Here is a 13740-nt window from a genome sequence, read left to right as displayed (position 1 = left end):
CCGGTGCCAAATCGATTGTCAAAAAGGTTCTTGCACTTTGCATCATTGACCGCAAGGGCGGGAAAGCGAAGACGACCTTCTCTCTCCAGGATTTTAAGGCGATGGACGCCTGTCGTTGTCTCTTCGCAGGTTCCGATGATGTCCCGTCCCAGGGCGGTATGCGTCGTATGCAGGAGTTCGGCCAGGTCCCCGCCATCGTCAATGACAATATGCGGAGAGCATTCCAGCGCCTGAACCAGATGGCTGCGATAAGTGGCGGGATCCACGCCGTGCCGGCAGAAAACCTTCATTCCTCCAGCGGAAATACCGCCATCGGACAAGGCCGCAGCGACATCATCCTGGGTAGACAAGGGATTGCATCCGGTGAGGGATACCTCCGCACCGCCTTTTTCGAGGGCAAGGGCCAGACAAGCCGTCTTTGCCTCCACATGGACACTGATGGCAATGCGCAAGCCCTCAAAAGGACGGGAAACGGCAAATTCACGCTCGATTGTCGAAAGCACCGGCATATTTCTTTTAGCCCATGCGATTTTACGCCTGCCATTTTCTACCATGGATTCATAGGGTTCTTTGTTAGTCATTCGTAAGATACCTCATCCCTGCTCATTCCTGCCGCAGCAGTTCTTGTATTTTTTGCCGCTGCCGCAAGGGCAGGGGTCATTTCTGCCCACCTTGATCGTCGAGCGCTTGACAGGCGTATGGTTGACCTGGTCCCCGGCGGTTTTTGACTGTTGCCTGGGAGATTCCGCAACGGCTGCGGCCGGCGCCTGCTGCGAGCCGTCGTATCCGGTGCTGCCGAATCCTTCGGATACATCGCGAACGGCGCTTTTACGTTGAATGGGCTTATCCGAGGAGAAAGAGGCTCGCATCATCAATCGGACAGCATCCTGGCGGATGGCGCGGTTCATCGAATCAAACAGCTCGAATCCTTCCCTTTTGTATTCGATGACGGGATTGTGCTGCGCATATCCCCTCATGCCGATACTGTCGCGCAGGTCGTCCATCATATCGATATGATCCATCCATTTTTCGTCGACCACCCTCAGCATGACAAGGCGTTCCGCTTCCCGGATCAGTTCAGCCCCAAGATCGGTTTCCCTGCCTTCGTATCGATCCAAAGCCTCGTTGGCCAGAGAGTCGATCAAAGCCTCAACGGTCGTCCCCTGTCGTAAACGTAAGGACAGCCCCTTGATCGATGGCAATTCGCCAAGAACATCCCGGAGGGTGCCCGCCATAGCGGCAGCATCCCAGTCGGAAGAAGGGACTTCGTTCTGGCAGAAACCGCGAACGATCTCGTCGCAAAGATCCAGGACCATGCGGCGGTAGGTATCGTGGAGATCGCTGCCATTCAGCACTTTCCTGCGCTGCTCATAGATCAGGTTTCTTTGCTGGTTCATGACATCGTCGTATTCAAGGAGATGCTTGCGCATATCGAAATTGCGGGCTTCCACCTTGGCCTGGGCATTTTCGATGGCCCGGCTGATGAGGTTGTGCTCGATCGGCTCGCCCTCCTCCATGCCCAGTTTGTCCATCACGGTCGTGATGCGCTCTCCGCCGAAAATCCGCAGCAGGTCGTCCTCGAGGGAGAGATAGAACCGTGAAGAACCGGGATCCCCCTGGCGGCCCGAGCGCCCGCGGAGCTGATTGTCGATGCGCCGGCTCTCGTGGCGTTCCGTGCCGATGATATGCAGCCCCCCAAGATCCTTGACGCCCTCTCCCAGCACGATGTCGGTTCCCCGGCCGGCCATGTTGGTGGAGATGGTCACGGCGCCGGGCTGCCCCGCCATGGCGACGATCTCCGCTTCCTTGGCATGGTGCTTGGCGTTGAGCACGGTATGCTTCACGCCCTTTTTCTTGAGCTTTTCGCTCAGTTCCTCGGAGATGTCGATGGAGATGGTCCCCACCAGAACCGGCTGTCCTTTCTTGTACAGCTCCTGAATCTCAAGGATCACCGCATCGAATTTCTCGCGGCGCGTCTTGTAGATGGCGTCGGGGTAATCCTTCCGGACCATGGGCATGTGGGTGGGGATCACCATGACATCCAGGTTATAGATTTTCTTGAACTCCGCCGCCTCGGTATCGGCCGTACCGGTCATGCCCGAAAGCTTTGTGTACATCCTAAAGTAATTCTGGAAGGTAATGGTCGCAAGCGTTTGATTTTCATTTTCAATCTTGACGCTCTCCTTGGCTTCCAGGGCCTGGTGGAGCCCCTCGCTGTACCGGCGTCCGGGCATGAGGCGACCGGTGAACTCATCGACGATGAGCACCTCGCCGTCCTTCACGATGTAGTCGACATCCCGCTTGAAGAGCGTATGGGCCTTCAGGGCCTGGTTCACATGATGCAGCATTTCGATGTTGGCGGGGTCATAGATATTGTCGACCCGGAGCATGCTTTCGGCCTTGGCGACGCCCTCCTCGGTCAGGACCGACGTTCTTGCCTTCTCGTCGATGGTGTAGTCCACCTCCCTTTTCAGCCGGGGGATGATCTCGTTCACCTGAAAATAGAGATGGGTCGACTTCTCGGCCGGGCCTGATATGATGAGCGGGGTCCTGGCCTCATCGATGAGGATGCTGTCCACCTCGTCCACGATGGCGAAATGGAGATCTCCCTGGACCATCGCCTCCTGTTCGTACTTCATGTTGTCCCGGAGGTAATCAAAGCCGAATTCGTTGTTGGTGCCGTAGGTGATGTCAGAACCATAGGCGACTTGCCGCTCCCGGTCGGTCATGCCGTGGACGATGGTGCCCACCGTAAGCCCCAGAAAATGATAGATCTGCCCCATCCACTCGGCGTCGCGCCTGGCCAGGTAATCATTGACCGTGACGATATGGACGCCCTTACCGGTGAGCGAGTTGAGATAGGCCGGCAGCGTTGAGACGAGGGTCTTTCCCTCGCCGGTTTTCATCTCGGAGATTTTGCCCTGGTGCAGCACGACACCGCCGATGAGTTGAACGTCGAAATGGCGCATGCGGAGGGTTCTCACCGAAGCCTCTCTGACCGTGGCAAACGCCTCGGGGAGCAGGTCATCGATCGTCTCCCCCTGTTCGAAGCGCGCCTTGAACCCGGCCGTCTGGCCTTTGAGTTCCTCGTCGCTCATCGCCCGGACGGCGGGCTCGATCGCGTTGATCTGTTCGACGACGGGTTGTATCTTTTTGATCTCTCGATCGTTTTTGCTTCCGAATACCTTGGTCAGAAAGTCGAAAATCATGAATTGAACATTCCTTTCAGGAAATTAGGATCCGGGTTTCCCCGACGGGCCGACCGGCGCCTCCGTAAAAAGGCAGCCCGGCGCATGGCCCGGTCACAAAGCACGGCGCCGGCGCATATAAGGGATACGCGCCGGTGGACGGCATGGGCCGAACGGTCGGAAAAGCGGGCGGATTGATCCTCGCCCGGCTCCCGAAACCCCGAAACCGCTAAATCATATTAAGATGAAAAAAGGCGGTTGTCCATGACTAATGCACTGTTCATCATGGCTCACCCGGAATGCACGGCGGGGATGAGACGGGAGGGGAAGGCGATATGGCGGGGAAGGGAAACCGCTCGGAAAACCGGAAGGGCCTCCCCCTACTGTTTTTTCTTCAGCACCACCTGGAACCCGTCTGAACCCATGAGAAAATCCTGAGGGTCCACGGGGATGCCGTTGAGGTGGACTTCATAGTGGAGATGGGGGCCGGTGCTGCGCCCCGTGTTGCCGACGAGGGCGACCGCCTCCCCCCGTTTCACCGATTCCCCGGCCCTCTTCAGGAACGCGCTCAGGTGGGCAAACCGGGTCACGACGCCGTATCCGTGGTCGATCGCCATGATCTTGCCGTAGGATCCTTCATACTCGGCGATGGAGATCCGGCCGTCCGCGGGCGCGGCCACAGGGGTCCCGGTCGCGGCCACGATGTCGATGCCCTTGTGAAATTCGAATTCCCCGGTAAACGGCGATCTCCGGGTGCCGAAGGTCGAACTCAGCGGCCCCTTGACCGGATGGACGGACGGGGTCCTGACCAGAAAGTTCCGCTGCTCCTTCAGGGCACCCATGAGGGTCGAGAAATCCTCCTGCTGGATATCGGTTTCGAGGCTGAGCCGTACCACATGCTCCTGCATCCGCCGCATCATTTCGGTGCGCCTGGCGTTGGGGTCGAGAAAGGGATTCAGGTCGGCGGGCGATGACCCGCCGATGCCGAAGGGATCCTCCAGCGCTTCGCCGGGCGCCATGTCGACCATCTCCCGCACTTTTCTGCCGAATTCCCCGAGGGAGACAAGTTTGTCTTTGAGGGAGCTGAGTTCGCCGGCAAAAAGCTGAATCTGCTCCTGCTGAGATTCAAGGAGTTCATTTTGATCCGCCAGCCGGAGTTCGAGAATCACGGCCTCCCGGGCAACGGCCCGGAGATGCAGATATTCCATGATCAGATATCCGAAGGCCGTGAAGAAGGCGGTGGCCAGGAAGACAAGGGCTCCCAGGAAAAACCGGGAGACCGTAACCCGTCTTCCCGCCTCCCGGCGTGAATTCGTCGGTTGGAATACGATGCGGTTTTTCATAACAGTCAGATTTTACCTTTGGGTTCGTCGAGTTGTTGTTCATCGTTTTCATTTTGAAAACGACCGAATACACATCCTGCCCTTGACATGCCGGAGGCGGCATGATTGGGAAACAGCGCACCCCGAAGTTGGAATTTTCCGGATTCCTTCTGCTGTCTGCTTGATTGCCCCGCAAGAATTCGACTCAGAATCAAACGGGTACAGGCAAGAAAGGGGAGGAGCGTGTCCTCCCCCGCGCGAGCCTCGGACGTCAGGCAATTCCGAGTTTGAATTTCAATGATTTCAAGGTATTGTGCATCAGCATGGTAATCGTCATGGGGCCGACCCCTCCGGGAACGGGGGTAATGTAACCGGCGATTTCCTTGGCGGCGTCGAAATCGACATCTCCGCGAAGCACGGCAACCATCTTCTTCGGATCCTTGGCGCTGGGTTTTTCGCCGACCCGGTTCACGCCGACGTCGATGACGCATGCGCCCGGCTTGATCCACTCGGGTTTGACCAGCCCGGGAACGCCGGCGGCGACGATGAGGATATCCGCACGCTTGCAGTGGAAGGCCAGGTCTTTCGTGCGGGTGTGGACGATGGTCACGGTGGCGTTGGCGCCCTTGCCCTTCTGGACCATCATGTTGGCGATCGGTTTACCGACGATATTGGAGCGGCCCACGACAACGACCTCCGCGCCGCTGGTCTCGACGCCGGCCCGAACGATCATCTCCTGGATGCCCGCGGGCGTGCAGGGCGGAAATTTCACCTCGTTCCCGCCGATCATCAGCCGGCCGACATTGACGGGATGGAATCCGTCGACATCCTTGTCCGGATCGATGGCGTTCAGGATCTTCTTGTCGTCGATGTGCTTCGGCAGCGGCAACTGGACCAGTATGCCGTTGATGGAGTCGTCTTTGTTGTACTTGTCGATCAGGGCGAGAAGGTCCTTTTCGGAGATGTCCACCGACTGATTGTCCTGGACTTCGTGGAAGCCCACACGATGGGCCGTCTGGATCTTCAGGGTGACATAGGAAATGGAGGCGGGGCTTTCGCCCACGAGAATCGTCACGAGCCCGGGAACCTTGCCGTATTTCTTCTTGATCTCAGCGACTTCCGCCGTGATCTCCTCGAGGATCTCCTCGCGGATTTCAGTACCTAAAATCAACTTCGCTGCCATGCCAATCTCCTTTCATCGTTGTCGTTTATGGGTCTGCCGCTCAATTCGCCTTTTTAGAGTCGAATCTTTTTAGTTCAATCCTACCGTGATGTCAAGAAAACAGCGCGGGCCTCATCGGGCCGGTTTCAATTTCCGGTCCGCCTGCCGCGATCGTCCGCTTCTTTTTTTTCATCCCGAAAATCCGGCCGCCCATGCCCCCGCGGCCCGAAACCGGGATGGGGATCAGAGCGGGTACGGCACGGCGTCGAGGCCGGCGGATTCCTTGAATCCGAGCATGAGGTTCATGTTCTGGACCGCCTGCCCGGCGGCGCCCTTGACCAGGTTGTCGATGGCCGAAATCAGGATCAGCCTGCGATGCTCGTCGTCGAAGACAACACCGATGTCGCAATAATTGGTTCCCCGGACGTGGAGGGTGCTGGGGACCTGCCCCTCCGGGCAGATCCGGACAAAGGGCCGGTCCGCGTAAAAGGATGTGAGGCGCGCCCGGATCTCCGCCCCGGTTGCCGGCCCGTCCGGCGTCGCATAGAGGGTGGTCAGCATGCCGCGGCTCATGGGGACGAGATGGGGCACGAAGGTGATATGAACGGCACCGCCGGCCTCCCGGCTCAGGACCTCGTCCATCTCGGGGTTGTGGCGGTGGCCCGCCACCTTGTAGGCCTTGAAGGATTCGGTCACCTCGCAGAAAATGGAGCCCAGGCTGGGCGACCTTCCCGCCCCGCTGACGCCGGACTTGGCGTCGGCCACCAGGCCTTCGGTGCGGATCAGGCCCGCCTTGAGGAGCGGCACCAGGGGAAGCAGGACGCTCGTGGGGTAGCAGCCGGGGTTGCCGACCACCCTGGCCCGGGATATGGCGTCGCCGTAAACCTCGGGGAGGCCGTAGGCCGCCTCCTCGGAAAGCGCCGCCGCCGTGTGGGGCTGATAAACGGCTTCATAGCGGTTCACGTCCCGGAAGCGGAAGTCCGCCGAGAGATCGATCACCCGTTTGCCGCGGGCGACCAGCTCGGGCACGACCGCCATGGGAATTTTGTGGGGCAGGGCCGTGAACACGACATCCGCCCGGTCACACATGTCATCGAGAGCAAATTCCTCGCAGATGAGGGGAACGACCCCCTTCATGGCCGGGTAGACCCGGTCAAAGGGCACCCCCGCGTACTGCCTCGAGGTGATCGCCGCAAGGGTCACCTCCGGGTGACCGAAAAGGATCCGAACCAGCTCCGCCCCCGCATACCCCGTCGCACCGATGACGCCGACCCTGACCATACCCCCTCCTTGTGTATCCGCTGAAACCCCTGAAAAACGCCGTAAGGGGCGATTATCCGGCTGATGCGCCGCCGGGTGTGCCTTCCCTACCAGAAACGGCGGGGTTTTTCAAGCGGCATCGGACGCGGGCCGTCGAAGCGCCCTTCCCCCATAAAAGAATTGCGCAAGTCGCCGTTTCACGCTACAAGACACGCCGTACCGCGCCCAAAACGGGTTGCACGCTTGACGGTTCCGCAAAAAATCCGATATCTGCATCACGGCCCCCCCGTCACGGCGGCGTACGCCGGGCAGGCCTCATTCCCCGGGATTCGCAAGCCGTATCTCGAACTTTTACGAAACCGTCAGCAATATTTCCTTACTCACTATAAGTGAACCACCATCGAAACCCTATGAACCTATTAAACATCAACAACCTGTACCTCGGATTCGGCGGCCTCGCCCTCCTGGAGGATCTCAGCCTTCAGATCGATGCGGGGGAGCGGGTCTGCCTTGTCGGGCGGAACGGCACAGGCAAATCCACCCTCATCCGGCTGATCGCAGGCGACCTCAAACCGGATTCCGGAGAGATCCAGCTCCAGCATGGCGCGCGGGTTTCATGCCTGTCGCAGGCGGTGCCCCGGAATCTGGGCGGCACGATCCTGGAGGTGGTCCTGGGCGGCATGGCGGGAAACAAATCGGAGGGCGGCGCCGATGAATGGGAAGGCCGTCTCATGGCCGAGACCATGCTCTCGCGCATGGCGCTTCCTTTTGACGCGGATTTCAAGGGACTGTCGGCCGGGATCAAGCGAAGGACGCTCCTGGCCCGGGCCCTTGCCGCGAAACCGGACATCCTCCTGCTGGACGAACCCACCAACCACCTCGATATGGAGGCCATCGCCTGGCTGGAAACGTTTCTCCTCCAGCACGTGAAAACCCTGCTCTTTGTCACCCACGACCGGATGTTCCTCCAGAACCTGGCCACCCGCATCATCGAACTGGACCGGGGGCGCCTGATCAACTGGGCCTGCGATTACGCGACCTACCTGGCGCGGAAGGAGGCGGCCCTGTCGACGGAGGCCAACCAGCGGCATCAGTTCGACAAGAAGCTGGCCCGGGAGGAGACGTGGATCCGCCAGGGGGTGAAGGCCCGGCGGACCCGGAACGAAGGGCGGGTGCGGGCGCTCCGGCGCTTGCGCGAGGAGCGGCGGGCCTGGCGGGAGCGGATCGGGTCCGTCAGCATGATGGCGCAGGAAGCGCAGCGCACCGGAAAGCTCGTCATCGAAGCCCGGGATATCTGCTTCGACCGGGGCGAGCGCCCGATCATCCGGGACCTCTCCCTCACCGTCATGCGCGGGGACAAACTGGGGATCATCGGGCCCAACGGCGCGGGAAAAACCACCCTGCTCAACATCCTCCTGGGAAACCTCGCCCCGCAGCAGGGCTCGGTTCGCTACGGGACGCATCTCGAAACCGCCTATTTCGACCAGATGCGGGACCAGTTGGATGAAACCCGGACGGTTCAGGAGAACGTGGCCGAGGGAAACGACCAGGTGATCCTCGGCGGAAAGCCCACGCATGTCATCGGCTACCTCAAGGATTTTCTGTTTTCCCCGGAAAGGGCCAGAAGCCCCGTCTCCATCCTGTCCGGCGGCGAACGAAACCGCCTCCTCCTCGCCAAGCTCTTCACCAAACCGGCCAACGTCCTGGTCCTGGACGAGCCGACCAACGACCTGGACATGGAGACCCTCGAGCTGCTGGAGAGCCTCCTGGTCGCCTACGAAGGCACCGTCCTCCTGGTCAGCCATGACCGGACCTTCCTCAACCAGGTGGTGACCGGCACCCTGGTTTTCGAGGGCGACGGCCGGGTGACGGAGTACATCGGCGGATACGACGACTGGGTCGCCCAGCGCCCCCCTGCCCCGGACGCGGCCGCCGAGAAGCCGGCCGGGGCCCCGAAACCGTCACGGCCTCGCCGGGAGCGCCCGAGAAAACTCACCTACAAGGAGCGCCTCGAACTGGAGGCCATGCCCCAAACCATCGAGGCGCTGGAGGCCGAGCAGGCCGATCTCCACCGGCGGATGGCCGATCCCGCCTTCTACCGGGAGGACGGCGCCGTCATCTCCCTTGCAAAATCCCGGCTGGCGGCGCTGGATGCGGCGCTGGAACAGGCTTACGCGCGCTGGGAGGCACTCTCGGCCATCGATTCCGAGTGACCGGGACGGCCGGGGGGCATGGCCGCAGGACCGGCCGACATGAACCCGTCGAAGGCCCGCCAGAAAACGGCCCTCAAGGGATCCTGCTCCATCAGGATCTCATGTCGGGCACCGGGTACCGATACGAACCGGCAATCCGGCAGGGCGGCGCACAGCGCCGTCTGAGCCGCCGCCGGAACCACATGGTCGTCCCCCGAGGACACGATCAGCATCGGTGTCGAAATCGACGCCGCAACCCCCGGGGATGCGAGGGCGTCGATGGAGTCGAAGGTCGCCCGAAGCCACCCGAAGGTCACGCCCCCCAGGGCCAGGTCCGGATTTCGGGCGATCAGCCGGTGGGGTCTTGCGTATCGTTCTTCATCGGCGGTCAGCCGGTTGTTTTTGAACCGTCTCCGCGAAAGAGGGCGGTAGCCCCCTTCCCCCGGGGCGTAGGCCCGCTCCCCGCCTAAGCGGAGGGCGGCCCGGGTCATCATCCTCACCAGGGAAATGGGAAGCCGTCTGGCGTAGATGTCGACCATGGGCGCGGTCAGCACGACCCTGGTGAAAAGATCACCCCGGCGGGCGAGGTACCGGAGGAGGATATGGGCCCCCATGGAATGGGCGAGCGCCGCCACAGGCCGGACGGCCCGCCGGAGAACCACCTCATGAAGAAACCGGTCGAGGTCGCCAAGATAGACCTCGTAATCCTCGATATGCCCCTTGTGCCGGTTTGCGATCATGCGCGTCGAAAGCCCCTGCCCGCGCCAGTCGAAACTGCAGACGTCCCAGCCCCTGGCGTTCAGCAGGCCGATGGTTTCGCCGTATTTTTCCAGGAATTCGCTGCGGCCGGAGAGCAGGACCAGGGTTCCGCGCCGGACCGAACCCCGGGATCGCCAGAAGCCGTGGCGGATGGCGGCGCCGTCGGGGGTCGCCATATACTTGAAGCAGGATGCCATTCCGATTGTTGGGGCCCGTTTCCGCATCTCGTGGTTTTATGATTGCTTCAGCCGTTGTTTTTTTATAAGTAGTCTCCATCCGGAAACGAGGCTTCGCCCGAATTCGCACGGAAACAGCCGATCCAAACCGCCGACGGCCTGATTTTTCCGGATCGGACGGAGGGCCTCAACGCGGCCCCGGGGCGGCAAGCATAGCCGGGACTGCCTGAAAACAGCCACTTATTTAGGATGATTTTTCGTGTTTGTCCACGGAAAATCCCTGCGGTTCTAAACGCGTCACTATTCTGAGGAGCAATTCTTATGCGGGTTCTTATCACGGGGGGAGCGGGGTTCATCGGGTCCCACCTTGCGGAAGCCTACCTCGAGCAAGGCCATGAGGTCTATATCATCGACGATCTGTCCACCGGTTCCCTCGCCAACGTCACGCCGCTGCAAAACGACGCACGCTTGGGTCATCGACTCTTTGTCCACACCGACACCATCCTGAATCAGGACCTGATGCTGGAGCTGGCGGGGACCTGCGACGTGGTCTTCCATCTCGCGGCCGCCGTGGGGGTCCATTACATCCTTGAGAATCCCCTGAAGTCCATCAAGATCAACGTGGAGGGCACCGAAAAGGTTCTGGAGATCTGCGCGAAGTTCAAAAAGCGCGTGCTCATCACCTCCTCCTCGGAGGTTTACGGCAAGCACCTCCACGCGCCCCTGGTGGAAACCGACAATATCATCTACGGCCCTTCGAGCAAATTCCGGTGGAGCTACGCCGCCTCCAAGCTGATGGACGAGTTCACGGCCCTCGCCTACTTCCGGACCAAGGGGCTCGAGACGATCATCGCGCGGCTCTTCAACACGGTGGGCCCCCGCCAGACCGGCGCCTACGGCATGGTGATTCCGCGGCTCGTCTCCCAGGCCCTCGGCAACGAACCGCTCACAGTATACGGCGACGGGATGCAGACGCGGACCTTTACCTACGTGAAGGACGTGGTTGCGGGGCTGATGGCGCTGATGGCGTGCGACGACGCCGTGGGGGAGGTGTTCAACATCGGGGGGACGGAGGAGATCACCATTCTGGACCTGGCCCGAAAAATCATCGCGCGCACCGGCTCGGCATCCACGGTGGCCATGATTCCCTATGAAGAGGCTTACGCCAAGGATTTCGAGGACATGCTCCGCCGGGTCCCCAGCATTGAAAAGATTCGAAGCCTGGTCGGGTTTGCGCCCGTCACCGACCTGGACACCATTCTCAGTCGGGTCATCGACTATCAGCGCTTGACCATGGCATAGCGCGGCGGCCTCGTTTCGCGCCGGCCCGGCGGCCTCGTTTCGCGCCGGCCCGGGGGCTGCGGGGACGCCCCCGGGCCCGCCTTAGACCTTGTATTTGCCGAAATCGTCGGGTGACAGTTTTTCAAGGTATTCCGCCCACTTCTTCCCTTCTTCGCTTTCATCGAGGACCTCCACCTGGCCGGCGGGCACGCCGGATTTTTCAATGACCTTCTCATCCACGAAAATGGGCGCGCCGGTCCGGACGGCGATGGCGATGGCGTCGCTGGGGCGGGCGTCCATGTCGAAGGCGGTGGCGTCGCCCGCCACCAGGTGAATCCTCGCATAGAAGGTGTTGTCCTTGAGGTCGCAGACCTCGATCTTGGTGACCTTGATGTTCAGGGTGTCGAAAAAATTCTTGAACAGGTCATGGGTCATGGGACGGTCGAATTTTATGTTCTGCAGGGCCGAAACAATGGATGTCGCCTCCAGCAGCCCGATCCAGATCGGTATGGTATGGTCGTCTTTATCCGACTTCAGAATGATGATCGGCGTATTGGAGGTGGGGTCCATGGTCAGACCGGCGATGCTCACTTTATGCAGCATGGCATGTTTCTCCTTTCAGGCGGCGTGTACCCGCGGGTACCGGCCTTCCGCGAAGTGAATGACAGAAAGCATCCTCGATCCGCACAAGGATCCGCTCCCCCGTGATGTCCCCGGCAGGCGCACAGTCGTCGTCCGGAAGGGTGAAATGAACGATCTTGTTGCCGGGCGTCCGGCCGCCCCATTGGAGGACCGCCCGGGGGGCATCCTTCTCGAAAGCGTCGCCCCCGGCATCGGGCATCTCTGCATCCGCCCCGCCATGGCGCCGGCTCGGGCCATCCACCAGGACCTCCTGGACCGTCCCTTCGAGGGCCCGGTTTTGCAGGAGCGTTTGGTTTTCCTGGAGGCTCAGAAGCACCTGAAGGCGGGCCGCTTTCTCCATATCGGCCACCTTGTCCGCAAACCCCGCGGCCGGCGCATTGGGTCGGTCGGAATACATGAATGCGAACAGGCCGTCAAATCCGACCGCCCGGACCAGGTCGAGGGTCTCTTCGAAGTCGGCCCGCGTCTCCCCCGGAAAACCGACGATGATATCCGAGGTGATGGCGATGTCAGGGCGGATCGCCCTGAGCCGGTCGACCTTTTCCAGGTAGGTTCCTCGCGTATACCGCCGGTGCATCCGCTTCAGCACGGCATCCGACCCCGATTGAACCGGCAGGTGAATGTGGGGGCAGAGCTTCCCCAGGCTCCGGAAGGCTTCCATCAATTCCGGGGAGAGGTCCTTGGGATGGGAGGTGGTGAATCGGATGCGCCAGAGGCCGTCGATATCGTTGATCCCCGAAAGAAGCTCATGAAACGGGATGAGGCCTTCCTTCTTCCCGTAGCTGTTGACATTCTGGCCCAGGAGCGTCACCTCGCGCACGCCCGCGTCGACCAGGGCGCGGATTTCCCGGAGGATCTGTTCGGGTCTCCGGCTGGCCTCACGGCCCCGCACATGGGGAACGACGCAGTAGGTGCAGAAATTGTCGCAGCCCTGCATGATGGTGACGAACCGGGATATGCTCCCCCGTTGCCGATCGGCGTCGGGGATCTCGAACTCGGCGATGTCCGGGGTCATCTCGACATCGACGATCCGGCACCGGTTCGACGCCACCCGTCGGATCATTCCGGGAAGCCGTCCGACGGCCTGGGTTCCGAAGACGATGTCGAGCAGGGGCACCCGCTTGAGAATGCCGCGGCCCTCCTGCTGGGCCACACAGCCTCCGACGGCGATGATCATCCCGGGGTTTCTGCGCTTGAGTTCGGTCAGGCGCCCCAGGAAGCTGAAGGCTTTCTGCGCCGCCTTTTCACGAATGGCGCAGGTGTTGAGAACGACCAGGTCCGCTTCGGCCAGGGTGTCCGATGGCTGGTAACCCATGGGTTTCAGCAGGTCGACGATCTTTTCGGAATCGTAGACATTCATCTGGCACCCAATGGTCTGGATAAACAATTTTTTAGTATTCATGGGATCTTCTGACAAACCTAGCCTCCGGCGCCACCCGCTCCATCAGGATCTCTTTTCCGAGACCCCGCAGCACTGAGTCAACCTCATGTTCACACCCCGGCGATATGGACAGCAGGACCGTCTCCGACGGCCCGTCGATCGTTCGCATCGTGGCGATGCCGTCGCAGGCTTCCAGAACAAATTTGAGAAAGGCAATCTCCCTTCGGTCGACACGAAAAAATTTTTTGATAGTTTCCAAAAATATATCCCTCATGGTGTGATGTAAAGGGTAGCATCATCCTCTCGCCGTGTTCAACAGAAAAGTTGGCGACGGCCGGCGGACGCGCCCCCTTGGATTTGGGGTTGTCGATTTTTTC

The 13740-nt window shown here is 60.7% G+C and carries 11 protein-coding genes; 2 read left to right on the top strand and 9 right to left on the bottom strand.

Features of this window, described 5'->3' with window-relative positions:
• The 5 genes from ACEW8N_RS08400 to argC form a co-directional block, all read right to left on the bottom strand.
• Window positions 1-581: adenosylhomocysteinase (locus tag ACEW8N_RS08400; RefSeq protein ID WP_373499357.1), on the bottom strand; the 581-nt coding region annotated here is incomplete at its 3' end.
• Window positions 582-593: 12 nt separating this feature from the next.
• Window positions 594-3209 (bottom strand): preprotein translocase subunit SecA, encoded by a 2616-nt coding sequence (gene secA, locus ACEW8N_RS08395; protein ID WP_373499356.1) that lies wholly within the window; start codon window positions 3207-3209, stop codon window positions 594-596.
• 359 nt (window positions 3210-3568) lie between these two features.
• Window positions 3569-4531, bottom strand: a complete 963-nt coding sequence (locus ACEW8N_RS08390; RefSeq protein ID WP_373499355.1) for a M23 family metallopeptidase — start codon at window positions 4529-4531, stop codon at window positions 3569-3571.
• A 250-nt stretch (window positions 4532-4781) separates the two neighbouring features.
• A complete protein-coding gene (folD, locus tag ACEW8N_RS08385; RefSeq protein ID WP_373499354.1) occupies window positions 4782-5693 on the bottom strand; it encodes a bifunctional methylenetetrahydrofolate dehydrogenase/methenyltetrahydrofolate cyclohydrolase FolD in 912 nt (303 codons plus the stop codon).
• 222 nt (window positions 5694-5915) lie between these two features.
• Window positions 5916-6953: an N-acetyl-gamma-glutamyl-phosphate reductase gene (gene argC, locus ACEW8N_RS08380; protein ID WP_373499353.1), complete on the bottom strand. Its 1038-nt coding sequence runs from the start codon at window positions 6951-6953 to the stop codon at window positions 5916-5918.
• 389 nt (window positions 6954-7342) lie between these two features.
• On the opposite strand from argC, the gene ACEW8N_RS08375 reads away from it, so the two are divergent.
• Window positions 7343-9145 (top strand): ATP-binding cassette domain-containing protein, encoded by a 1803-nt coding sequence (locus ACEW8N_RS08375; RefSeq protein ID WP_373499352.1) that lies wholly within the window; start codon window positions 7343-7345, stop codon window positions 9143-9145.
• Here ACEW8N_RS08375 and ACEW8N_RS08370 read toward each other — a convergent pair.
• Window positions 9103-10080: an alpha/beta fold hydrolase gene (locus tag ACEW8N_RS08370; RefSeq protein ID WP_373499351.1), complete on the bottom strand. Its 978-nt coding sequence runs from the start codon at window positions 10078-10080 to the stop codon at window positions 9103-9105. The two genes, ACEW8N_RS08375 and ACEW8N_RS08370, sit on opposite strands and share 43 nt — an antisense overlap.
• A gap of 300 nt (window positions 10081-10380) precedes the next feature.
• Here ACEW8N_RS08370 and ACEW8N_RS08365 point away from each other — a divergent pair, with 300 nt between their 5' ends.
• Window positions 10381-11361, top strand: coding sequence for a GDP-mannose 4,6-dehydratase (locus ACEW8N_RS08365; protein WP_373499350.1), 981 nt, complete (start codon window positions 10381-10383; stop codon window positions 11359-11361).
• 81 nt (window positions 11362-11442) lie between these two features.
• Here the strand turns inward: ACEW8N_RS08365 and ACEW8N_RS08360 are convergent, their stop codons facing one another.
• The 3 genes from ACEW8N_RS08360 to ACEW8N_RS08350 are packed head-to-tail and all read right to left on the bottom strand — an operon-like array spanning window position 11443 to window position 13622.
• Complete coding sequence (locus ACEW8N_RS08360) at window positions 11443-11943, bottom strand: bifunctional nuclease family protein (RefSeq protein WP_373499349.1); 501 nt, start codon at window positions 11941-11943, stop codon at window positions 11443-11445.
• The gene (gene miaB / locus ACEW8N_RS08355) at window positions 11933-13384 is read right to left on the bottom strand and encodes a tRNA (N6-isopentenyl adenosine(37)-C2)-methylthiotransferase MiaB (protein WP_373499348.1); all 1452 of its coding nucleotides are present in this window, start codon (window positions 13382-13384) and stop codon (window positions 11933-11935) included. The genes ACEW8N_RS08360 and miaB overlap by 11 nt, the downstream gene beginning before the upstream one ends.
• Complete coding sequence (locus ACEW8N_RS08350; RefSeq protein WP_373499347.1) at window positions 13374-13622, bottom strand: DUF4911 domain-containing protein; 249 nt, start codon at window positions 13620-13622, stop codon at window positions 13374-13376. Before ACEW8N_RS08350 ends, miaB begins: the two co-directional genes overlap by 11 nt.
• Window positions 13623-13740: the final 118 nt, after the last annotated feature.

The organism is Desulfococcus sp. (assembly GCF_041737845.1).
Classification (GTDB): Bacteria; Desulfobacterota; Desulfobacteria; order Desulfobacterales; family Desulfococcaceae; genus Desulfococcus.
This window is presented reverse-complemented; position numbering and strand designations above follow the sequence as displayed.